At 54.3% G+C, this 23,090-nt stretch carries 15 protein-coding genes; 4 read left to right on the top strand and 11 right to left on the bottom strand.

Annotated features, from left to right (window positions below):
* Positions 1-16 precede the first annotated feature (16 nt).
* The 11 genes from EQV96_RS03300 to EQV96_RS03250 form a co-directional block, all read right to left on the bottom strand.
* On the bottom strand, positions 17-706 hold the full coding sequence (locus tag EQV96_RS03300) for a hypothetical protein (RefSeq protein WP_240881309.1): 690 nt from the start codon (positions 704-706) through the stop codon (positions 17-19).
* Positions 699-2,174 carry a hypothetical protein gene (locus EQV96_RS03295; RefSeq protein ID WP_240881307.1) on the bottom strand — a complete coding sequence of 492 codons (1,476 nt, stop codon included), beginning with the start codon at positions 2,172-2,174 and terminating at the stop codon, positions 699-701. The genes EQV96_RS03300 and EQV96_RS03295 overlap by 8 nt, the downstream gene beginning before the upstream one ends.
* Entirely contained in the window at positions 2,101-3,150 is a 1,050-nt protein-coding gene (gene pseI, locus EQV96_RS03290; RefSeq protein WP_240881304.1) for a pseudaminic acid synthase, read from the bottom strand. The genes EQV96_RS03295 and pseI overlap by 74 nt, the downstream gene beginning before the upstream one ends.
* The gene (gene pseH / locus EQV96_RS03285) at positions 3,147-3,704 is read right to left on the bottom strand and encodes a UDP-4-amino-4,6-dideoxy-N-acetyl-beta-L-altrosamine N-acetyltransferase (protein WP_240881302.1); all 558 of its coding nucleotides are present in this window, start codon (positions 3,702-3,704) and stop codon (positions 3,147-3,149) included. The genes pseI and pseH overlap by 4 nt, the downstream gene beginning before the upstream one ends.
* 11 nt (positions 3,705-3,715) lie before the next feature.
* Entirely contained in the window at positions 3,716-4,813 is a 1,098-nt protein-coding gene (gene pseG, locus EQV96_RS03280) for a UDP-2,4-diacetamido-2,4,6-trideoxy-beta-L-altropyranose hydrolase (RefSeq protein WP_240881300.1), read from the bottom strand.
* Positions 4,814-4,824: 11 nt separating this feature from the next.
* The gene (gene pseF, locus EQV96_RS03275) at positions 4,825-5,520 is read right to left on the bottom strand and encodes a pseudaminic acid cytidylyltransferase (protein ID WP_240881291.1); all 696 of its coding nucleotides are present in this window, start codon (positions 5,518-5,520) and stop codon (positions 4,825-4,827) included.
* Positions 5,517-6,677 carry a UDP-4-amino-4,6-dideoxy-N-acetyl-beta-L-altrosamine transaminase gene (gene pseC / locus EQV96_RS03270; RefSeq protein WP_240881290.1) on the bottom strand — a complete coding sequence of 387 codons (1,161 nt, stop codon included), beginning with the start codon at positions 6,675-6,677 and terminating at the stop codon, positions 5,517-5,519. The genes pseF and pseC overlap by 4 nt, the downstream gene beginning before the upstream one ends.
* Before the next feature lie 3 nt (positions 6,678-6,680).
* A complete protein-coding gene (gene pseB / locus EQV96_RS03265) occupies positions 6,681-7,679 on the bottom strand; it encodes a UDP-N-acetylglucosamine 4,6-dehydratase (inverting) (protein WP_235574709.1) in 999 nt (332 codons plus the stop codon).
* Positions 7,680-7,723: 44 nt separating this feature from the next.
* Positions 7,724-8,968 (bottom strand): oligosaccharide flippase family protein, encoded by a 1,245-nt coding sequence (locus EQV96_RS03260; RefSeq protein WP_240881287.1) that lies wholly within the window; start codon positions 8,966-8,968, stop codon positions 7,724-7,726.
* 239 nt (positions 8,969-9,207) lie between these two features.
* Entirely contained in the window at positions 9,208-11,436 is a 2,229-nt protein-coding gene (locus tag EQV96_RS03255) for a polysaccharide biosynthesis tyrosine autokinase (RefSeq protein ID WP_240881279.1), read from the bottom strand.
* Positions 11,437-11,476: 40 nt separating this feature from the next.
* A complete protein-coding gene (locus tag EQV96_RS03250; protein WP_179291896.1) occupies positions 11,477-11,917 on the bottom strand; it encodes a low molecular weight protein-tyrosine-phosphatase in 441 nt (146 codons plus the stop codon).
* Between the two features lie 1,132 nt (positions 11,918-13,049).
* Here EQV96_RS03250 and EQV96_RS03245 point away from each other — a divergent pair.
* The 4 genes from EQV96_RS03245 to EQV96_RS03230 all read left to right on the top strand — a co-directional run bounded on the left by EQV96_RS03245 (position 13,050) and on the right by EQV96_RS03230 (position 23,041).
* Positions 13,050-13,397 (top strand): DUF3077 domain-containing protein, encoded by a 348-nt coding sequence (locus tag EQV96_RS03245; protein WP_095018130.1) that lies wholly within the window; start codon positions 13,050-13,052, stop codon positions 13,395-13,397.
* Positions 13,398-14,058: 661 nt separating this feature from the next.
* Positions 14,059-16,263: an OsmC domain/YcaO domain-containing protein gene (locus EQV96_RS03240; protein ID WP_095018129.1), complete on the top strand. Its 2,205-nt coding sequence runs from the start codon at positions 14,059-14,061 to the stop codon at positions 16,261-16,263.
* 165 nt (positions 16,264-16,428) lie between these two features.
* The gene (locus tag EQV96_RS03235; RefSeq protein ID WP_240881270.1) at positions 16,429-18,219 is read left to right on the top strand and encodes an EAL domain-containing protein; all 1,791 of its coding nucleotides are present in this window, start codon (positions 16,429-16,431) and stop codon (positions 18,217-18,219) included.
* Between the two features lie 136 nt (positions 18,220-18,355).
* Complete coding sequence (locus EQV96_RS03230; RefSeq protein ID WP_240881268.1) at positions 18,356-23,041, top strand: DUF6543 domain-containing protein; 4,686 nt, start codon at positions 18,356-18,358, stop codon at positions 23,039-23,041.
* The last annotated feature ends 49 nt before the right edge of the window (positions 23,042-23,090 follow it).

Here is a 23,090-nt window from a genome sequence, read left to right as displayed (position 1 = left end):
AGTGTTCGCTTTTTTGTTAATTGTTTATGACTTTCTCTATCGTTTTAGCTAGCTTTTCTTGAAAGCTGTTGTTGAAATGAAAAAAATCAAAATTACGATTGTTTTTATAGTGTTTTTCAGATATCGCATCATCCTTTATTAGATTTCTGTGATGGGAGTTGTAGAGGTGTCTGTTTATGTTGTTCGCGTTAAGGTTGTGGGTTTTCCCATAAATATGTTCGCTAACCTTGAAGATTGGAAGAATATGTAACTGCTTTGTTTTGGTTGAAAGTAGCTCTATGGTTTTGGATATTAACTGCTCGAGTTCTGGGGCTGATGTGTAAGTTTCTATGCGCAATCTGACTGTGAGGATTCTAACTAAAAATAGCGGTAGTCTTAAAAGGTAACTTAGATTGATATTTGGGGGGACAGAGAAGTATGAGTCTCTAGCTGAAGAAAACCCTAGTCTCTTGAGCAAGCCAATGACAGCGCGTGGCATTCGCGGGTGCACGTCAGGATTACCTATGCCCAGCAGTATTGCGTCGAACTGATTGAGCTCTTTATCACATAGCAAAGAATGAATTTTTTTTAGGCTTATACCTGGGTAAGCTAAAATTAGGGTGTTCCATTCATCATTGAGTAGTGATTTTAGTCTGTTCGCATAGCCCACGCATCCCCAGTCTGTACCATGCGAGTCACATATTATTAATAATGTTTTTTTATTCATGTTTTTTTATGCACTCCAAAAATGCGCTCCCAACATTCATTATGTTTTCTTCGGATATGCAGTTTGGATAACTTACAGGGTCACTTATTGAGCCGATAAATGAATTTGAAATTATAGACGATAAGGTTTCTTTAAGGTTTGAATCTGGATCGGCAATAAGCGGAGCTGAAAGAATTTCAGGAATCATGTCCGGAGATTTTATATAGTGACAATTACTTATTTTATTGAAAAACATTGGTGCGAATGTAGCTGATTTCTTGCCATATAGTGCTGCTTCGAAAGCTATGGTTCCTGAGATGGTAATGACGAGTTCAGATTTTTTTATCAGTAAATGTGAGTCAAAAGTGGGATTTATTAGTCGGACATTCGGGATTTTTTTTATGGTATCTAAATAGTTAAGTGGGCGTTCCCCAATAGCGTTTGAGTGTTCTTTTACGTATATTCTAAAATCTCTCGGTGTATTTATAGATATGTTTCTTATTAGCTCTATTTGGTTGGAGTACGCCGTTCCTAGAACATCAATGGAGGCTTCAGGTTGCTTGTGCAGTGTGTAAAGTATGAATTTTTCACCCTCAATTGGATCTTCGAATTGATTTGATTTTGAAGATATTAGAGATTTTAAAGGGGTTAGAAATTTTTGTTCTATGAATAGGTGGTGATAAATGCTTTTTTCGGATGCATTTTTTTTAGGTTCGATGTAGGAGTCTGGTATTTTTTTGATTGCCGAAGTAAGAAATTTTTTGTCAAAGTAGTTTGGTCTTTTGTTGTTGATGTAAAAATAATCAGGTTTCTGGTTTTTTTTAGTGACAGATATTATTTGCTGTTCAGCTTTTTCAATGTCGATACTAGACGGCAGCGTGTCTTCGGTAGCGAAATTGTTTTCTAGGTAGCCTTTGAAGAAAGCAAAATGTGTAGTGGGGATTCGTATGGTATGTGGTTTAAGAAAAGCGACAGCGTTAGCTTCACAAAGGAATGCTGTTAATACCTCATGCAGAGCAGTAGCTTCTCCGAATACTATTTTTATTTGGTTAGTTGAAAGAGAGTCATGTATTTTTTTTGTGGCTAATAATAAGTATTCTTCTGCTTTATTATGGTTCCAGTGATTTATTATTCGATCAGAGAGAAATATGAAGTTTGCTGATTTTTTATTTTTATGCTCGGCAAAGGATATTAGTTGTTTTGCTTTCTCCTCCTCTGCAGGTAGTAGTTTTTCGTCAGCATTTATTTGTGTGATGTTTTCAGGGTTCGTTCCATTATCGATCAGATATTGACTCCATTTTGGGGAGGTAGAGAGCCAATATATTGTAATTTCTGGATTTGTTTCCTCTAAGTAATCAGATATTTTTTTGAAAAAAATAGTTTTGTTGAAACAGGTAATGAAGCATATATTCATTTTATTTATATAGTTCGCAGGTTGCTGGTGTATTGGCTTTAATATTTCTTGTTGCTTTTTTGCCGATAATATCATCCGTCATTTTTGGAGGTAATCCATAGCCAGGACGAACGCTGCGTATCGATGACTTAGTAATAATATCTCCTTCATTCAGAGATTCGACAAAATAAAGTGACCGTCGAAATTTAACATTTCCCTGTTCACTTGATTTACGACCGTAATCGACTTGACCCAACGACGCCCAAGCAGTCTTGCTGTCACGGCACAAGGCTGCCAGTTCAGCAGGCTCGAGCGAGAAACTGTCATCGGGGCCGCCGCCACTGCGATCAAGGGTAAAGTGCTTTTCGATAACCGATGCACCCATCACTACACTGGCAATGGCTGTCGTGTTGTCCAGGGTGTGATCGGACAATCCGGTAACCAGGCCGAAGCGGCTCATCATGTCGGGTATGGTGCGCAGGTTGTAATCCGCCGCAGGGGCAGGGTAGCCACTTACGCAGTGCAGGATGGCCAGCTCTTTGCAGCCACCGTCGCGGGCGGCCTGGATGGCTTCCTGAATTTCATCGGCATCAGCCATGCCGGTCGAGATGATCATCGGTTTGCCGGTGCTGGCAACGTATTTGATCAATGGCAAGTCTACGGCTTCGAAAGAGGCAATTTTATAGGCCGGTGCGTTGAGGCTTTCCAGCAAGTCGACCGCTGTGTTGTCGAACGGGGAGCTGAAAATGGTGATGCCCAGTTTGCGTGCATGTTCAAACAGGATCGAATGCCATTCCCAAGGCATTTGTGCTTCTTTGTATAGCTGATACAGGTTTTTACCGTCCCACAGCCCACCATGGATCTGAAACTCTTCCGAGTCGCAATCCAGGGTGATGGTGTCTGCGGTGTAGGTTTGCAGTTTGACCGCGTCGGCACCGGCCTTTTTCGCCTCTTCGATGATTTTCAGTGCGGTTTCAAGCTTGCCATTATGGTTGGCAGAGAGCTCGGCAATGATATAGGGGGCGTGATCGGGCCCGATCGGGCGGCCAGCAATCGAAATAGTCGGATTCATGCGCTTTTTCCGGAAAGTTTGATTAATTTGTTCAACATATCGGTGCGTTTTTCTGCCCACTCTGTTTCCAGCAGGCCTAACCGATAGATATCGATAAAGGTGTCATCGATTTTATGATGCTCGCGCAGGATGCCTTCTACGCTAAAACCGAACTTTTGATGCAGCTTGATAACGGGTGCATTAAAGGCGAGCACTTCACAGTAAAGTTTGTGCAGGGCAAGTTGATTGAATGCACACTCCAGTGCCAAGAACTCCATTTTGCTGCCGGTGCCTTTTGGCGCCTCGGGTGAGGCATAAAAAGCCCAGGATGAGTTTTCACTGGTTTTGTCGATCCCTACAAAGCCCACGATACCCAGTGGCGTATCATCAGCTTCGTACATGAAATACTGCTGATCGTCACGTTTTTGTACCCGTGCCCACCAGGCCAGATGTTCCTCCAGGCTTATTTCGTGGCGGGTATACATATTGGCCCGCACATTGGGTGCGTTGCGCCAATCAAGCATCAACTCAAGTTCATGCTGTTCTATCGGGCGTAGCTGTCCAAGTTGCTGCATAACCTGCTCCATTAAATTTGGCTCAACACATTCAGCTGGCGGGCGACATGCTGACAGCCTGTGCCGTCGGTAATGTTTTTGGCGTGTTCAGTCATGCTTTCAAGGCGATTTGAGTCATGGGTGAGCGTACTGACTATCTGTTCAAGCTCGCTTGCCAGTTGCTCATCCAGCGCAAGCTTGATAACAGCCTGTGCGTTATCAAGAATCTGTGCGGCCAGGGCCTGGTTATCCGCCAGCACCACCATAATGGTCGGCAACCCCAGGCAGCAGCGCTCCCATGACGTTGCGCCCGCCGCACCAATAGCCAGATCGCTTTCGGCCATCAGTTGTGCCATGTCGCTGATACCGACTTTCACCGTGGTCGGCCAGGGCATTTGCCCGGCCAGTTGCTGAACTTCTGCCAGCCATGGCGCGGTACTGCCCATCACCACGCTGAAATGACAATCCGCCGGCAGATCCGTGTTTTTCAGTGCCTGCAGGATTTTCCCGGTGGCGTTGTCCTTGTCCACACCGCCCATGGTGATCAGCAGGTGTTGCAGTTGCGGGTTGCGCCGACGCTCGAGGCTGAAGTCTCGCAAGGCTGCGAATTCGGGCCGCAGTAGCGAAAATTGCGAGCCACAGAGCAGGGTGCATGTCTGCGGGGTCCAGGGGGCATAGTCGCTGGCGTCTCGGCCGAAGGTCTGATCCAGCAGCAGGTCACTGATATGTGGCCGGTCTGCCAGGTCGTCGATCACCATCAATTTGCGGTAATACGCCGCCAGCGCGGCTTCCCATCGGGCATCCAGCGCGTAGTGATCTACGATCAGCCAGTCGGGTTTGAGCTGACGAATAATGGATGTGCATTGCTGCGCATCTTCTTCTTGCGTGGCCCCGAGCCAGGCAGCATGTGCCAGTACGGGGCCATCGATGGCTATCGAACCCGTAGAGGGCAGTTCATGCACATCAAAACCCTGGCTGCGGATATGTCCGATCAGGTTGCCAGCATGTTCCCTGCAGATGAATTCGCATTGATTGCCTTGCTGCTTGAGTACGTTGGCCAGGGTCAGGCAGCGCATGACATGACCTGTGCCCATTTGCAGCGAGGCATCGACACGCAAAACAATCTTCATCGGGGTTGTGCTCACTGCGCTTCGGCCTGCATGGCCTTGAACAACCACTCGGCACGTACCCAATCTTCGGGTGTGTCGATATCCTGTACCCGGTGACGCGGTAGCGGCACAGGCACCGAGCCAGTACCGAAGATCATTCGCCCTTGAAGCCACGCATCTGCGGTGCCCCAGTAGAACTGACCGGCATCGTGAAACGCCTCTTCAAGATCCTGGGAGCGGATGTTGAAGTACTCGGGATTGAACATCTGCACCCGACCTTCATCATTGAGGCGAATTGCCCGCTGGATGGGGAAGGCATAGCTGGTCACTGAGAAGGCGTAATCGCTTTGGGTGGCGTCCAGGATGTCAAGGCCGCGATTGATATCTTCAGCGCTGACAAAAGGGGCCGTGGCATACAGGCAACATGCCTGCTCGACGGGTTGGCCCTGGGCATTGACCCATTCAATGGCATGCTGGATCACCGGAACAGTACCGGTGTGGTCGTCAGACAGTTCGGCTGGGCGCATAAAAGGCACCGTTGCGCCGTACTGACGTGCGACCTCGGCAATCTCTTGATCATCAGTGGACACTATGACCTGATCAAAGCAGCCACTTTGCAGGGCTGCATCAATGGACCAGGCGATCATCGGCTTTGCGCAGAACAGCTTGATGTTCTTGCGTGCAATACGCTTGCTGCCTCCGCGTGCGGGGATGATCGCCAGTTTCATGCCTGCACCGCTACGCGCAGAGCAGCAATTACTTCATCCTGCTGCTCATCCGTCATGGTTTGAAACATCGGGATGCTGATTGCTTCCTGATAGTAAGTTTGCGACTGCGGGAAGTCGTCCGGTTTAAAGCCCATGCGCTCATAATAAGGCTGGGTGTGTACCGGAATGTAGTGCAGGTTTACGCCGATACCCAATTCGCGCAGCGCTTCGAACACCTGGCGATGGGTCTTCTGGATCTTGTCCAGTTGCAAGCGGATTACATACAGGTGCAGACCGGAGTAGCTGTCGGCATGCTGCCATGGTGCGGTTACGGGCAAGCCGGTCAGCAGGTCGTCATAGCGACGGGCCAGTTGATGGCGGCGAGCAACGTACTGGTCCAGGCGCTCCATCTGGGTCACGCCCAGAGCGGCCTGCAGTTCGGTCATGCGGTAGTTGAAGCCCAGATCGATCTGCTGGTAGTACCAAGGACCATCCGCTTCGCGGGTCATCAGCGCCGGGTCACGGGTAATGCCGTGGCTGCGCAGCAGGGCCATTTTATTGGCCAGTGCTTCATCGTTGGTCAACGCCATGCCGCCTTCGGCGGTGGTGATGATTTTTACCGGATGAAAGCTGAATACGGTGATGTCGCTGTAACGGGAGTTACCGATGAACTCACCCTGGTATTTGCCACCAATGGCGTGAGATGCATCTTCAATAATCTTGAATCCATAGCGCTGGGACAGAGCATGGATGGCTTGCATATCGCACGGCTGGCCACACAAGTGAACGGGAACGACGACTTTAGGCAGAGTGCCTTCGCGTTCGGCCTGTTCCAGCTTGAGGGCAAGCGCCTGCGGGCAGAGGTTGTAGGTGCGTGGGTCGATATCGACAAAATCCACGTCGGCGCCACAGTACAGCGCGCAGTTGGCCGAAGCCACGAACGTGATTGGCGTTGTCCACAACCGGTCGCCCGGGCCAAGCCCGAGGGCCAGGCAGGCAATGTGCAATGCCGAGGTGGCACTGTTGACAGCCAGGGCATGGGTGGCACCCACATGCTGCGCCACGCTTTGTTCAAAGCGGGGGACCATGGGGCCCTGGGTCAGAAAATCGGATTGCAGTACCCCCACGACCGCATCGATATCGGTCTGGGTGATGTCTTGGCGGCCGTAGGGAATCATGCTTTAGATGCTCCCGATCTTGGCGCGGTTGATTTCGATCCAGTTTTCCAGATCGGCATCGCTCATCCACTCAGTGTTGTTGTCACTGGCGTAGACGAAGCCTTCAGGTACCCGTACACCATCCTTGATGCGTTTAGGGCAATCCGCCCAGCCGTTGATGGTCGGCAGGATCTTGAAGTGCTCAGGGTATTCGTAGGTGTAGTAGGCGTCTTCAGCGCTGATCATCTGCTCGTGCAGTTTCTCGCCCGGGCGAATACCGATGACTTTTTGCTCTGCTTCAGGGGCGACTACGCGGGCCAGATCCGTGACTTTCATCGACGGGATCTTTTTAACGTAGATCTCGCCGCCTTCCATATCTTCAAAGGCGTGCCAAACCAGTTTCACTGCATCTTCCAGTGAGATCATGAAACGGGTCATGCGCTCATCAGTAATCGGCAGCACGCCTTTGTCCTTGATGGACATAAAGAATGGGATGACCGAACCGCGCGAACCCATTACGTTGCCGTAACGCACTACGGAGAAGGTTGAGTCATGGCTGCCGGAGTAGGAGTTGCCAGCCACGAACATTTTGTCGGAGGCCAGTTTGGTGGCGCCGTACAGGTTGATCGGGCTGCTGGCTTTGTCGGTGGACAAAGCAACGGTGCGATGAACGCGCTTGTCGATGCAGGCATCGATAAGGTTCATGGCGCCATTGATATTGGTTTTTACGCATTCGAACGGGTTGTACTCGGCAGTCGGTACAATTTTGGTGGCTGCGGCATGTACCACATAATCCACGCCGTCCAGAGCACGGTACAGACGCTCCTTGTCACGCACATCACCGATGAAGAAGCGCACGCGGGAGTCGCCTTCAAACTTCTTGGCCATATCCCACTGTTTCATCTCGTCACGGGAGAAGATGATGATTTTTTTCGGGTTGTACTTGGCCAGGGTCATCGGTACGAAGGTATTACCGAAAGAGCCGGTGCCGCCAGTGACAAGAATCGTTTTGTTGGTAAGCATTCAACAGGTTCCTTTGTGAAATTCTTTAAGGGTTGGATGAGGTGTCAGCGGTACTGCGCCGGGGTTAAACGGACAAACGCCAGGCATTTCCACAGCAAGATAAACAGGAAGGCTATGCACAGGCCTGCAGGTACTGCTTGCAGGGGCCAGTAACGCGACAATAGCCAAGTGACTGGAATAAAAATCAGCAAGCTGGCGATATGGCTATGAATAATGGGGCGATCTAGGCCCTGGGCATATAAGGCGTAGTGCGGGATCATACTCAGTGAGTAGAGTAGGGTGATTAATAGTGTCCATAAGAAAATGCTTTTGTGCGCAAGATATAAAGGTTTGTTAAGCCAGATTAATAGGGGGTCTATTGCTACGAGTGCAGTGGCTACAAAGATGCAGGAAAAAATTAGTGTTTGGAGTAGTAGCGTTTTTGATTTGAGGCGGAAAGCGATTGCGTCTTTGTTGTGGTGTGCGCTGATCATTGCAGGGTATAGAAAAGCGAATACTCCTGCATCTAAAAAAGATAATAGCGCGGTGCTTACCCCCATAAATAGAACGTAAGCTCCCAAGGTTTCCAGATTTGTCAGCTCTGCAAACCAATAACGGTCTACCGTGAGAATTCCGCGAACAGCTAAGGTAGCAACTAAGAGGGGGATGGCGGTTTTCAGTCCCCTGAGAATCCATTTCCAGTCAATATGTTTATGCCATCCGGTAATGTTCAATTGTTTTAAGCGATAAATACCTAAGCATAGCGCAGCCAAGCTTCCAAATGCCCAGCTAATAAGAACAATATTGAGTTCGCGTGTGTCCGGTCGCATGAGCATTAAAAACGTTACAAAAACAGCCCAGATTCCAGAGCGTAGAAACAACATCACGCTTGCAAGCAATTGCTCTGATACGGCTATTAGGAGGCGGCCAAGTTCTTGAGTTATATGTTCCAAAACTAGTAAGGTGAAAAACCAACCCGCTACACTCCAGGGCAATAGGTCTTTAATAAAAATCAAGCTGAGTATCGGGAAAATTGCAAGGTACAGAATTATTGAGAGCACGCTTTGATTTTTGAGTATTCCGCCCCAGTTGCCCTTTTCTTGTTTGATCACTTCTCGTGTTGTGAAGGTGTAGAAGTCGAAGCCAAGCAGATATAAAGCATAGCCAATTGTAACAGTAAGCAAACCATATAGGCCTAGTTCTTCCGGCTCAAGAAATTTGGCGAGAAAGAAAATCAACAAGAACTTGCTGGCGAGTGTTATGCCGCGCAGTGCGATATTGATAAAGCGTATGAGGCTTTGCTTCGGCATAAGTCGTGGTGTCATTTAATTTAGGTTCTGAGTGTTGGAGTTGCCAAGCAGGTACTATCACTGTGCTATTTGTCGCTACCCGGAATTTACGGTCGTTCAGGCACGCTACCGCCACAAGATTAATCGCCAGTCCTTGAGGGCGGTATATTTGATGGAGATGTATTGTTGCTTGTGGTTTGAGGCATTAAAAGAGCACCTGGAATATTGCAGGTGCTCGGGGTTGTTTCAGGCTGCTGTAATTAAACGCTGTCAGACTTGTATTCGTAGTTGTAATAACCGTATGCACCATAACCATATTTGGCCGAAGCGCGCTTTTCAACACCATTGAAGATGGCGCCTTTTAGATCAATGCCGTTTTGCGCAAAGCGTCGCATGGTCAATTCTACTTCGCGGGCCGGGTTCAGTTCAAAGCGGGTGACAATCAAGTTGGTGCCAGATTGGCGACCTACAATGGCAGCATCTGTCACTGCCAGGAAAGGCGGAGTATCGAGGATTACCAGATCGTAGTGAGCACTTGCTTGTGCCAGGAAGTCGCTGAAGTTCTTATGCATCAGCAGTTCGGATGGATTTGGCGGGATCTGGCCACGGCCAATTACATCCAGGTTTTCAACTTCAGTTTTGTGAATGGCTGTACTGAGCTCACAACGCTTGGCCAAATAATCAGATAAGCCATTTTCAACTGGGATACCAAACATTTTATGGATATAGCCTTTGCGCATATCCACATCGACCAGCAATACGCGCTGGCCGGATTGCGCAATTACCGCTGCCAGGTTGGCAGAGATAAAAGACTTGCCTACCCTTGGGCTTGGGCCGGAAATCATCAGGCGATTATTGTCTGCCTCGAGCATGGCAAAGTGCAGGCTGGTACGCAGGCTGCGCAGCCCTTCGATAGCCAGGTCGGTAGGGTGGCTGCTGGCCAGGAGTGGTGTTACCCGGGTACCGCGACCGCCAGGGCTCTTTTCGTCTTCGACTTTTTGCAACGAGCTGAAGGGGATCGAGGCGTAAACCGGCAGGCCGAGCTTTTCGATATCGTCGGGGTTTTGCACGCCTCGGTTCAGTGCCTTGCGGAACAGCACGTAACCGATGGCCAGGAAGGCGCCGAGCAAGGTGGCGATCAATACGATCAGGGCTTTCTTGGGTTTGACCGGGAAGCGAAGGTCTACGTCTGCGGTATCGATCAGGCGAACGTTACCCACTGCGCCGGCGCGCATTACATCCAGCTCCTGGGACTTGTTAAGTAACTGGGTATAGATCTCGGTGCTGACTTTCAGGTCGCGGGTCAGGCTCAGCAGTTCCTGCTGTGTGCTTGGCAAGCCTTCAACTTGTTTGGCCAGACGGTTTTGTTTTGCGGTCAGCTCAGCCAGTTGCCCCATCAGCGCGCGGTAGGCCGGATGCTGAGGCGTAAATTTGCGGTCCATTTCGGCTTGTTGAAGTTTCAGGGTTGAGATGCTGGTGTCCAGAGCCACGATCTGGTCGAGGATGGCTTTGGCTTCCAGGCTGATATCGATCGACTTGCTACGAATCTGGAAGGCATTCAGTGCGTTTTCGGCTTTTTCCAGATCTTTGCGAACCTGTGGCAATTGATCTTTCAGGAAACCCAGGCTTTGTGCGGCCTCGGCCGAAGTACGCTCGATGTTTTGCTGCACATAGAGGCGGGCAATTTCATTGAGGGTCTGGATGGCGATGGCAGGATCCGTATCTTCCAGCGCCATGCCAATCATGCCAGACTCTTTACCGCGCTCGGAGATGTCCAGTGCTTTCTGATAAGCCAGGATGGTGGTCAAGCGTGGCTGTCGAACAACGCTAAATGTAGTTCCGGGGTTCGCTTGAAGTGTCTCTACCAGCAGCTTGACGCCATTTTCATTAATGGCCGTACCCACTTGGCCTTTGGCCAGTAAGTTGTCGTCTTCATCCAGCAGGGTAAAGCTGCCTGCGTCACCACTGATCAGTGTCAGCTCTTTGCCCAGCAATTCCTTCGGCAATTCCAGCTCGGCAATTTTCAGCTCTTCACCACCCCAAGCGAAGCTGTTCATACCGAACAGTGGGCTGGCTACAGCATTTTCCGCATCCGGCTTGAACCGTCGCGCCATAAACTCGCCAATCAGCGGAAAACGATTAGGCTCTACCTCAATATCCAACTTCAGATTATCGACAGCAGCACCAATATTTCTGCGGGACTTGATCAGCTCGATTTCTGTAGCGGATGGCGACTCTTTACCCAACATGCTGCTGATATCGGAGAAGCCCAGCGGATCATTCTTCTTGGCCTCCACCTGAATCAACGCATTCGCCTGGTATACCGGCGTTGCCAACAGGGCATAAGCAACCCCCGCAGCCATAAACACGCCCGTGACGCCGGCAATCAGCCATTTATGGTCGATCAGCGTACCCAACAACCCCATCAGGTCGATTTCGTCGTTGTCGTCATCTTGTTCATGGGGCTTTGTCACGGGTGTTTGCTGCATAAGTCGGTTTCTTATCTTCACAGGTAATTCGAGGAATGACTCAGCGTTTGATCCGCTGGGCCCATGCATTTACGGCGGCGTCAATCAGTGCGTACGCATGCACAAAAGCAGGCTTGCCCTGGCGGTACGGGTCGTTGATTTCGCGGTTGTCTTGCCATTTGCCCAGCAGAAAAACTTTGCCCCGAGCCTCTGGAGCGAGGCTTAGGACACCATTAATATGATGTTGTTCCATGACCAAAATAAGATCGGCTTCATTTATTTTGGCGGCGGTCAGCTGGGTGGAGATATGTTCAGGCACAGTGTGGCCATGTTCTTCTAGAACGGCCGCCGCTGTGGCTTCGATGGGCTTGCTTTTTACGGCGCTCAGGCCTGCGGAGCTCACGACGATGTCGGTAGGCGCAAGGGCGACCCGCAAGAGATGCTCGGCGGTAGGGCTGCGGCAAATATTGCCAATGCAGACAATCAAGATTCGTTTAAACAAGGCAGCTTCCTTTGTGCCATACATGCTCAGCCGGCGAGAGCACTTAACGAATCGTCACGACCAATACTCCCTGTCCAGGGAGTGGCTGTGCCTATCAATAAAGGCTGCCGGCATCAGTATGATGTGGCGATGGCCTGGGCAGGAGCACAGTTGCTCCGGCTTTATTACAGATAAAGGGTCGGTACGAAATTGAACGGGCAAAATATTAACTGCGAACCGATTGCAATATCAACCTTTAAATCTGCAGGCGATTTTGTTTGAGCTATATAGCTGTATTTCAATATCTATTGTTCGACAATAAATAACATTTCGGCCATTTTCGACTAAAAATAACTCCGCTCAATGGCAGGTCTCTTGAGCCGGGCCCTTTGTTGGCGGGCGCTGCCGCGGACTTGGGTGCGGCCCTTGCCGGGGCCGTGTACAGACGGGTGGTGTGCGCAGGCCGGTGTTCAGGGGCCCGAAATCGGGTGTTTTTACCGCAGGTGTGTGGCACGGCCTAGCCCTGCCAGGGCTCGGTCGGGCGGGATAGTGGCACTATGATATGTCTGTGTAAATAGTGTTTTAGAACTTGTTTCGGGGCAGGGCAGGCATGGCTTATAACCCTGGAATAATAGTTCTGACTATAAAGCTATATAATTTAAATGATGGCTTAGTTGCTGCATTAAGTTAGTGCATGTTTCAAAGTTGTGCCCGGGATTGTGTCAGTACAGTGACTTGAATATGGCTTATGGTCGCGATAGGGGCGGCGCAGGGGTGAATATTCACAGTTTGCTGCTTGGGAGGTGGGTTGTCGTTGTTGGGTGGTACGGGGCCAGGTGGGGTTTTTTGACCTTTGTTTTCAGGCGTTTCGTACGACGTTTCGCTTTCATTGCCGTGAAACATCCTAGAAAATCCCCCTGGCTTGCGCCTGTCCAGTTCGGGGCATAGTCTCGGCCCATCGCTGCCTTTCAGCGGTCGGGTTTAGTCGCCCGGCTGGTAAACTTGACGCAAAATGCCATTGTTATGGTGGCCGTGCGTAGGGCACCTTCGTGTGCGCCGGTTTCCAAGTTTTCCGGTCGACTAACCTGCGTACGGCTGCCTTCCCATTCGTTTAGTCGCGATCAAGGGCAGCTCCATAAATTTGGAGAACCCCATGAAAAAGATCACCCCCGATCCACCCGTGTTAGCCCTCGCTGCTGCTGAGGCTAACGACCCGTTGCTGGACCGTGCCGCCGCTGAGCGCGCGCTCAATTACTACCTGCAAAACCATAAGCCTCTTCGCCCCTTGGGCACGGCCTTGTTTGCCATCCCGCACAGTGTCAATTCAGAAGCGGCCCTGGCCCAGGCGTCAGACTTGTTGCGCTGTGCGGGTGCCTGCGCGAATGAGGCGGGGAATGGCTTGAGCGGGCCCGCGCGCGATCTGGTGTTGTCGGTCATGCACTTGGTGGAGCTGGCCAAGGGGTATGTCGACAAGTCGCTGGATACGCTGGCAACGCACTGAAGCAGCACGCGCCTGATTGGCGACAGGCGCGTTATTTAGCTTTAAATAACAGATCCACCGGGTACATATCCGGCATTTGTGTCTAACTGGAATATTGGTTTCGCTCTTACAGCGAGTCCCTTTTGGAAGGACCCAAAATGAACCAAAAGGTCCTCGCCCCATCGTACGGCCTTCGCTGCGCTCAGGTTCCCTCGCTCCGGTCCTGCTCCGTGGGCACGCCGTCACGGGCCATCCATGGCCCATCACGGCTCTCCCGGCATCCATGCCGGTCGACCCACTCCACTGAACCTCCTCTCGGCCTCCCGGGAGGGCAGGCAGATCAAAAGCACTGCGCTCCGAGGCGGCCGACCGGCCGGCCTGTTCAGTTCGCGTGTACTGCTCTATTGCTGTAGTCGCTGACGAGGAACGAAGGCTGCGTTCGGCGTGATGCGGCACTCCGACGAAGTCGTCGCAAAATCAGGCAATGTGTTGTGTCTGTTAAATCAGGTTCTCAGGTTCTCAGGGTTTACGGCTGCTGCGCAGTCGATCGCAGCCTCGTTCCTTCGGCAGTTGCTCCAGGAGCGGGGCGCTTGGCCGCGGGTTATGCGCAAAAGCACAACACTTCACGCGTAAAAGCCGGATAATGGCCGCCATTATTTGTTAGCAACTCTGGTAATCCCGCATGGAAATCAAGGTCAACTTTCTCGACAACCTCCGACTTGAAGCCAAGTTCGATGACTTCACCGTGGTTGCCGATCAGCCCATCCGCTACAAGGGCGATGGTTCGGCTCCTGGTCCGTTCGATTACTTTCTGGCTTCGTCGGCGCTGTGCGCGGCTTACTTTGTGAAGTTGTACTGCTCGACGCGCAATATCCCCACCGAGAATATTCGCCTGTCGCAGAACAATATTGTCGACCCCGAAAACCGCTATAACCAGATTTTCAAGATTCAGGTCGAGTTGCCTGCGGATATTTCCGAGAAGGACCGCCAGGGCATTCTGCGTTCCATCGACCGCTGCACGGTGAAGAAGGTGGTGCAGGCCGGCCCCGAGTTTGTCATTGAAGAGGTGGAAAACCTCGACGCCGATGCCCAGGCCTTGTTGATGCCGGCGTCCGGTTCTGAAGGCGGTACCTTTATCGCCGGCAAGGATCTGCCCCTGGAGCAGACCATCGCCAATATGTCTGCCATTCTGGCGGGCCTGGGGATGAAGATCGAAATCGCTTCGTGGCGCAATATCGTGCCCAATGTGTGGTCGCTGCATATTCGCGATGCGCAGTCGCCGATGTGCTTTACCAACGGTAAGGGCGCCACCAAGGAGGGCGCGCTGGCGTCGGCCCTGGGCGAGTTTATCGAGCGCCTGAACTGCAACTTCTTCTATAACGATCAGTTCTGGGGCGAGGAGATCGCCAATGCCGAGTTTGTGCATTATCCGGACGAGCGCTGGTTCAAGCCGGGGCCCGAGGATGAGTTGCCGGGCGAGATTCTCGACCCGTACTGCCTCAAGGTTTATAACCGCGAAGGTGAGCTGCGCGGCTCCCATCTGATCGATACCAACTCGGGTAATGAAGCACGCGGGATCTGTTCGCTGCCTTTCGTGCGCCAGTCAGATGGCGAAGTGGTGTACTTCCCCTCCAACCTGATCGAAAACCTGTTCCTGAGCAATGGCATGAGTGCCGGTAACACCCTGGCCGAAGCCCAGGTGCAGTGCCTGTCGGAGATTTTCGAACGGGCGGTCAAGCGCGAAATCATCGAGGGTGAGTTCGCCCTGCCGGATGTACCCCAGGCTGTGCTGGCCAGGTACCCGTCGATTCTGGCCGGGATCCAGGCGCTGGAAGAGCAGGGCTTCCCGGTGCTGGTCAAGGATGCGTCGCTGGGCGGTGAGTTCCCGGTGATGTGCGTGACCCTGATGAACCCGCGTACCGGTGGGGTGTTCGCTTCGTTCGGGGCGCACCCGAGCCTGGAAGTGGCGCTGGAGCGCAGCCTGACCGAGTTGCTGCAGGGCCGCAGCTTTGAGGGGCTTAACGATTTGCCACAGCCGACCTTCGAAGGTCAGGCGGTAACCGAGCCGAACAACTTCGTCGAGCACTTTATCGATTCCAGCGGTGTGGTGTCGTGGCGCTTCTTCAGTGCCAAATCCGATTACGAGTTTGTCGACTGGGATTTCACCAGTCAGGGCGAAAACGCCAATGCCGAAGAAGCCGCGACCCTGTTCGCGATTCTCGAGGGCATGGGCAAGCAGGTGTATATGGCGGTGTACGAGCATATCGGCGCCAAGGCCTGCCGCATTCTGGTTCCGGATTATTCGGAAATCTACCCGGCTGACGATCTGATCTGGGACAACACCAACAAGGCGCTGTTTTTCCGTGCCGATATCCTTGACCTGCATCGCCTTGATGAAGAAGCGCTGCAGGGGCTGGTCGAGCGCCTGGTGGAAAGCGAGCTGGATGATTACACCGATATCACCACGTTGATCGGTATCGAGTTTGACGACAATACCGCCTGGGGCCAGTTGACCATCCTGGAGTTGAAGCTGCTGATCTGGCTCGCCCTTGAGCAGTATGAAGAGGCGAAAGAGGCGGTGGAGATGTTCCTGCAGTACAACGACAACACCGTGGAGCGCGGTTTGTTCTACCAGGCGGTGAATGCGGTGCTGGAGATGAAACTGGACGAAGATCTGGAGCTGGAAGATTACGAGGCCAATTTCCGCCGTATGTTTGGTAACGAGCGTATGGACGCCGCCATCGGTTCGGTGAACAGTACAGTGCGTTTCCATGGTTTGACCCCCACCAGCATCAAGCTGGAAGGGCTGGACAAGCATCTGCGCCTGATTGACAGCTACAAGAAACTGCATGCTGCGCGGGCCAGGGCAGCGGGCCTGGCCGGCTAAGCCGTAGCGCAGGCAAAAAAGCACCTCCGGGTGCTTTTTTTGTTTTTGGCGTTCATGGTGAAGCGCGGGTATCGGTGCTTTACTGGATCTTTAAACGGGCACGGGTCGCTAGCCAGGGAGGCCGGCGGATCAGGCACCTAACAGCCTCTTATTTGAGCGCGTTCCATGTCCAATACAGCTGCCACACTCTTGATCGTGGATGACGATGTTCATGTTCGCGAGCTGCTTGAAGCCTTGCTGCAAGAGCAGGGTTACCACACGCTGACGGCCAGTTCGGGTGAGCAGGCCTTGAGTACGGTTGCGCAACAGCAGCCGGATCTGATTTTGCTCGATGCGATGATGCCGGGCACTGACGGTTATCAGGTTGCCCGCCAGCTCAAGGCCAATTCATCCACGGCCAATATCCCGATCATCATGCTGTCGGGGCAGGGCGAGCAGAGTGCGCGCCTGCTGGGGCTGGAAGCGGGCGCAGAAGACTTTCTGTGCAAGCCTGTGAGCAGTGACGAGTTGTGGTTGCGGGTGCGCAATCTGTTACGGCTCAAGGCGTTTGGCGATTATCAGGCGGTGCATACCCTGATGCTTGAGCAGCAGCTTGAAAAACGCACCAGCGATCTGGAGCGTTTTCGAACGGCAATGGGGGCTGATGAGCGGCTGCTGAAGATGGCCAATTACGACCCGCTGACGGGCTTGCCCAACCGCGACCTGTTTTACACCACCTTGCAGATGGGCCTTACCCAGGCGGTGCTGCGCGGCTGGCAGCTGGCGGTGGTGACGGTTGGCCTCAATGACTTCAAGAATATCAACCTGACCTGGGGCCATTTGATGGGGGACAAGGTGTTGGCCGAGTTCAGCCAGCGCCTGTCCAATTGCCTAAATGTCAGCGATACCCTGGGACGGATGGACGGTGACGAGCTGGCCTTGATCCTGATGATCCGCAAGGGGCAGCCCGGCCCGCGGCAGATGGTTGATCGTATCCGCGAGGTGCTGCGCGAGCCGTTCAGGCTGCAGGGGCATGACACGCCGATGACGGCCAGTTACGGGATTGCCCTGTATCCGGATGACGGTGCCGAGGCGCACCGCCTGATCAAGCACGCCAATACCGCCATGGGCCTGGCCAAGCAGGCGGGCAAGGACACTTACCGGTTTTACACGGCCCAGATGAATGTCGAGGTTCTGGCCCGGCAAGAGCTGGAAACCGCGCTGCGCGATGCGGTGCGCAAGCAGGCCTTCGAGGTCTATTACCAGCCCAAGATCAGCCTCAAGGACGGCAGGATTTGTGGCGTCGAGGCGCTGTTGCGCTGGCACCGGCCAGGGGTTGCGACGATTTCGCCTGCGGTTTTTGTGCCGCTGCTGGAAAGCCTCGGGCTGATTTCCCGGGTGGGGCAGTGGGTGATTGACCGGGTCTGCAGCCAGATTGCCCAATGGCAAGGTGCGGGGCTTGGCGGGGTGGAAGTGGCGGTCAATGTGTCGGCACAACAGATTTGTGAAGGCGACCTGGTCAGTGATATCGAGCGTTCGCTCAAGGCCCATCAACTGGATCCGCACTTGCTCGAGGTGGAGCTGACGGAGGGTTCGCTGATGGAAAACACGCCCCATACCGTGGCCAGCCTGCTGACGCTGCGCGATATGGGGGTGAAAATTTCCATTGATGACTTTGGCACGGGGTATTCGAGCCTTGCTTACCTGAGCCGTTTCCCCATCGACAAGTTGAAGATTGATATTGCGTTTATCCGTGAAGTCACCTTGAGCCCTCAGGATGCGGCTATAGCCCGGACGATTATCGAGTTGGCGCACAGCCTGAGTTTGCAGGTGATTGCCGAAGGTGTAGAGACCCGGGAGCAGCTGGCGTTCCTGACCGACAACGGTTGCGACCAGGTGCAGGGTTATCTGTTTTGCCGACCTTTGCCGGCCGAGGAGCTGGAGGTCTTGCTGCGCGAGCCGCGCAGTTTTATCTAAGCCCTAGGTCTGTAGCAGCTGCCGAAGGATACGGATATGGATATGATTTCAGTGACCATGCACTAGCCCGTTACCCCAGGTTACGGCCGAAATTTCCTTTAACTGTTGCCTTGACCCAACAGTGAAGGATACCCCTGTGAATACAGCCGATTTACCCGACACCCGGCTGCTCCAGCAAGCCGTGGCCAGTGAGTTTGCCTTGCGCCCCAATCTGCGCAGCGTGGTTCACCAGTTGCTCCTCCAAAAATTGACCGAGGCCTTTGCGCCGCAGGTCTTCGATATTTTTCATACCTGGCTGGTGCATACGGTGGCCCCGGACGGTACTGCGCTTGAGCAGCCCGGCTATCGGTTGCTGAGCAATGTGCTGCTGGAGCATATCGCCAGCCAGCAACCGCTCAACGACGACTACTACTCCGGCGAAGAGTGTTTTATCGGGGTAAGAACCGCCCATTCGCAGATGAGCCCTGTCGCGCCCATCAGCCGGGTCGTAGCACTGATGCGCAACGTGGTGCAGGGCTGGCGTGTGGCGCTGCAACAAGCCCTGGTCGAGTACTGGAATCAACCCGCCGATGCCGGGCCGAGCCGTCTGATCTGGTTGTCGCGCCTCATTCAGGATCAGCTACTGGCCAGTGCCGAGACCACGGTTAACCTGAGTGCCCGGCAGCGCGCCGTGCTGCGCTCGGTGTTCAGTTACCCCGACCGGCTCGATCGCTACGGTTTGCCCGGCCTCGACAGCAGCACCTGGGTCTACACGGTGGCCGCGAAGATGATGGCCGCGGGCAAGACCTGGGAGGTGCTGACCCCCGATGTGCTGATTGTGCATGGGCTCAGTGGCGAAAATGGCGTTTTCCACTGCAAGGTGGACGGTACTATCCAGGCTTTCGCGTCCATCAGCGGCTTTACTCAACACTGGGGCGGCGACATGGCGGCGCGCTATGCACTGGACTCCATAACCCGCGTGCTTTATGAGCCTGAAGGTAACTTCGTGCAGGCCCAGGCCATGTGCATACTTGAACGTCATCTGGATGCCATTATGGCGCCCGTGCCGCCGGCAAGTACTGATGCCCTGGAAGTTCAGGTGCTGGACATTACCGACACCTCAGCCGTGTTCAGCGCCACGCAAGCACGTGCGCCGCGGGACCTGTCGAGCCTCTACGCCAGCCTGCCCGAGTGGTTGCGCCAGGCATCTGCAGCTGACCGGTTTGCTTATCGCAGCCATCTGACGGCGTTGGCCAGCACCAATCAGCAGGCCAATGGCCGTCGTTTCAACGACGATATCCCCAGCCTGCATGACTTCACCGTCGATGCCCTGCGCCGGCGGATGCGCCGGGATCAGCCACTGGCACCGGGCTATAACCCTGATGAGGTCGTGCTGACCTTTAACCAGCCGCTGGGCCCGGGCGGTGAGGGCACGGTCGGCACGCTCAACCCTTACACCCTGACCCTGACCGAGCTGGCCGTGCAAAACCTCAGGGGCGCACTGAGCCGCCCGGTGCGCATCAGCCATGCCAAAGGCCAGTTGATCCAGGACTGGTGGATGACCCCGGACTATGTCCGGCGCCTGGTCCAGGCGGTCGATATTGGCCAGAACTACCCGCAATGGATCAGGCGCTGCCTGCTGGGCAACCCCGAGCATGCCCAGGCAAGGGAGCGGTTGTTTGTCGATGAGCTGCGGGTGCACTTACCTTTGCAGGCGCTGGAATGCAAATTGCGCCAGCGCTGCAACTTTACCGAACGCGGTTATCAGTGCGTAAAGGGCCTGATGATGCTCGACCCTGCGTTGCGCACGATGCCCGGGCAGGCGGTGGTGATCCGGCCGCTGGCTTTTTTGGCAGCGCCCACGGCGCGGGCGGATGTGGTGCGCAACATGTTCGTGATCGGCCCGCAACAGGTCTCGGCGGGGCCCCATGTGCTTTATCGGCCCTTGTATAAGGATGCGCTGCTGGAGTTTCCGTCCTGGGCGGCACTCAGGGCGTCCATTGTGGCGCCGGGGCCGCTGCAGCAGAGCGTCCTTGACTGGCTGCCTGCCGGTGTTCGGGAGGGCTATGCGGTCGCTGGCTTCAACCGCGCTTTCCCGGCATCGTCATGGGTGTTTGACGAGTTTCCCGTGCCGCCTGTTTCCCGCCCGGCCCAGCTGGGCGAGGACGCCCTCGAGGGCGACTTCGGGCATACGTTATATACCGAAATGGCCCTGGCACTGAGCGAGCTGGCAGACCGGCAAACCCTGTCCAACAGTGAGCGCCGCTGGGCCTCACTGCTGGAAGGGGGCTGGCTGCTGTTCAATACGGTGGTGCCCATGCTCAAGTTGCCAGGGGCGCTGCATGTGCTTAATGCGGTGGTGATGACAGTGCTGGCGTTGCAAACGGATGTGCAAAGCCTGCGCAGCCCTGACTCAACCTCCAGGGCGCCGGCGCTGATCGATCTGCTGTTCAATGTCGGGCTGACCCTGTTGCATCTGCGACCCACCCAGGTACCGTTACCGGCAAGGGTGCTACACCCCGATACCGCGCTGCTGCCGCCTGAATTTCAGCAGCGACGCATTGCCCCCGAGGCCGAACCCCCGGTGCCTGCAGTTATCCGCGACGGTGTGACTTTCCTGCCCGCAGTGCCGTTGGGCAACCATAAAAGCCAGCTGGACCATGCCTGGTTCAACAACAATTGGGTGCATATCAAGCCTTCCCATCTCGAATGGCTTGATCGCAACCGGGGGGAATGGTCCGCCACGCAAAATATGTATGTGCGGGAGGGGGTCTATAAGGGGTTGTACATACTGAACGGCAAATGGCATGCCCTTGTTGAGGATTTCCCCTATCAAATCGGAATGGATTCGTCAGGGGTCTTTCTGGTCAGTCCACGTAACCCTTCCGAGCGGGGGCCGCGTATTCAGGGTGATCACGAGGGGGTGTGGCGGTTTTCCCGCGAGGCAGGGCTGCGGGGAGGCAGCGATGAGCCCCAGGTTCTGCCCAGAGGCGTCGCCCGTATCAAGCGCATCAATGAATTGCGCAAAAAAATGGCGCTCTACAATGAGCGGGTGCCGGTTCTGCAGGCTGAAATTAACCAAGCCACCCTGGCTTATGAACAACTCGGCGCCCAGGGTGCGCCACCGACTGCCTGTATCCAGGCGCTGGAGCGCTGTATTGCGGTGTTTGAAAAGCAGCTGCCGGAATACCTTGAGGCGCTGGATCATCTGCTGCAAAAGCACGGGCTGCTGGTGGAAGACCATGACCATGTGATCGTGTCGCAGCAGTACAAGAACCTGATCCTGCTGACGGCGCATCTGTTCGACTCGAGAGTGAGTATCTGCCGTTCTCTGCAGGAAATGCACCCCGAGGTGTTCAGGGGCGAGAAGCAGGTAGTGGATGCCGCGATGTTCAAAACGGGGGCTTATCGAGCCGATTGCCTGAGGATTTTCGAACAGCTGGAGGGCGCCGTTAATGACTTCAAGGCCATGCAGGGGTATCTGGAGAAGCTGCGCGGGGTGCCAAAGTCGGGTTTCAGGGAGGCGCAGGATGCGCGCAGGCGCTATTTCGGCTATGAGGTCGAGATTGAGGGTGAGACGGTCACCCGTTACCGCTCCGATGTGCTGTGCCGATCCCATCAACTGGTGGTGCTGCGTGATCTTGTACCGCTGGAGCCGCTGGGCGATGACCGTCGCGCCGTGGATGAGATTGTCGGGCCGCTGTATTTCAAGGCTAAAAACCAGTCCGAACTTGAAGACGAAACCTTGTTCAGCCGCAGTGAACGCCTTGAAGTCCTCAGTGATGTGCGCGAGCACTACGCTGCGGCTGATGATGCGTTGAGCATTTTTCTTATGCGCCCGGGGACACGGCTCGATCAACGTCAGGTTGGGCAGGTCAGGGCGGTGATCAAGGCCCTGGATACCCGGGCCGAGGCGATGCAACTGGAGCAGGCCCGGGCCCGGGATGAATGGCTGCCGGCGCAGCCGGGGCCTTCCCGTGTGCCTAACGCCAGGCGCAAAATCGTGCGCACGCGCAACAAGGGACTGCTGATCGGAACCGTCAGGGCCAGCCCGGTACAGGGCGAGGCGTCAATTGTCGATATCGGCGACCTGCCGGTGGCCCGTGCGGCGGGTGGTCTGTCGACGAATGTCTCGACGGCCTATCAACAGACGGCGGCGGATCAATGGGTCGAGCTGCACACACCTGAGGTCGCGCCGGTACGCCCCTATGGCACGGTCAGGACCCAGGCTGCCACCCTGTTAAAGCAGGTCAATGGCGAAATTCATCGCGTAAAAAGCCACGTCAAACGCACGAAGTTCCCGCCGGAGCTGTATGGCTCTCTGGATCGCTTTGCCCATAACCTTGACCGGCTCGTGGCTGAAATCAAGGCGTTGCATCCCGATCGGGGGCCCGCGGCGGTGCCCGTGCCCGATACGCCCCAGGCATTGATCGGCCGTCTTGAGGCCGCATCAACCCGGTTGCGCGCCGAGGGGCTGGGCATCCTTCTGGGCATGCCGCCGACCTCGGTGACGGTGGATTTTTTGCTGAAGCAGGGCCAGGTGCAATTGGCCAAAATCAATCAGCGCATCGCCATGACCGGTGAGCGGCAGGATTTCGTGCAGGAATATGCCGTGCAGGATCGCGCCGGTCAGGTGCTCTGGTACGCGCATTTGCACTATGCCCAGGCGCGTGGCGGGGACGAGCACCCGACGGCGGCCCACTTCAAGCTGCCCGGCCAGCGCATGGACAGTAAAAAGAGCCTGGAGGCCAAGGCCGGGCCCGGGCAGAAAGTGCCCGAGGTGTATTACGCAACGATCAGCGAACAGTTGCTCAAGACGCATTTTTTTGGCAAAGAAGCCTGATCGCGCATCGGGTACGTGGGTTCCCGGGCCCAATTGACCTATCATTACG

The organism is Pseudomonas sp. TMW22080 (assembly GCF_022496745.1).
Classification (GTDB): Bacteria; Pseudomonadota; Gammaproteobacteria; order Pseudomonadales; family Pseudomonadaceae; genus Aquipseudomonas; species Aquipseudomonas bubulae.
The sequence above is the reverse complement of the archived record's forward strand: the minus strand, read 5'-3'. Positions and strand labels throughout refer to the sequence as shown.

What these genes read in the sequence shown, in the direction of transcription:
- EQV96_RS03300 (WP_240881309.1), bottom strand. Translation starts at nt 706, where the DNA reads ATGAATAAAAAAACATTATTAATAATATGTGACTCGCATGGTACAGAC.
- EQV96_RS03295 (WP_240881307.1), bottom strand. Translation starts at nt 2,174, where the DNA reads ATGATATTATCGGCAAAAAAGCAACAAGAAATATTAAAGCCAATACAC.
- pseI (WP_240881304.1), bottom strand. Translation starts at nt 3,150, where the DNA reads ATGAATCCGACTATTTCGATTGCTGGCCGCCCGATCGGGCCCGATCAC.
- pseH (WP_240881302.1), bottom strand. Translation starts at nt 3,704, where the DNA reads ATGCAGCAACTTGGACAGCTACGCCCGATAGAACAGCATGAACTTGAG.
- pseG (WP_240881300.1), bottom strand. Translation starts at nt 4,813, where the DNA reads ATGAAGATTGTTTTGCGTGTCGATGCCTCGCTGCAAATGGGCACAGGT.
- pseF (WP_240881291.1), bottom strand. Translation starts at nt 5,520, where the DNA reads ATGAAACTGGCGATCATCCCCGCACGCGGAGGCAGCAAGCGTATTGCA.
- pseC (WP_240881290.1), bottom strand. Translation starts at nt 6,677, where the DNA reads ATGATTCCCTACGGCCGCCAAGACATCACCCAGACCGATATCGATGCG.
- pseB (WP_235574709.1), bottom strand. Translation starts at nt 7,679, where the DNA reads ATGCTTACCAACAAAACGATTCTTGTCACTGGCGGCACCGGCTCTTTC.
- EQV96_RS03260 (WP_240881287.1), bottom strand. Translation starts at nt 8,968, where the DNA reads ATGCCGAAGCAAAGCCTCATACGCTTTATCAATATCGCACTGCGCGGC.
- EQV96_RS03255 (WP_240881279.1), bottom strand. Translation starts at nt 11,436, where the DNA reads ATGCAGCAAACACCCGTGACAAAGCCCCATGAACAAGATGACGACAAC.
- EQV96_RS03245 (WP_095018130.1), top strand. Translation starts at nt 13,050, where the DNA reads ATGAAAAAGATCACCCCCGATCCACCCGTGTTAGCCCTCGCTGCTGCT.
- EQV96_RS03240 (WP_095018129.1), top strand. Translation starts at nt 14,059, where the DNA reads ATGGAAATCAAGGTCAACTTTCTCGACAACCTCCGACTTGAAGCCAAG.
- EQV96_RS03235 (WP_240881270.1), top strand. Translation starts at nt 16,429, where the DNA reads ATGTCCAATACAGCTGCCACACTCTTGATCGTGGATGACGATGTTCAT.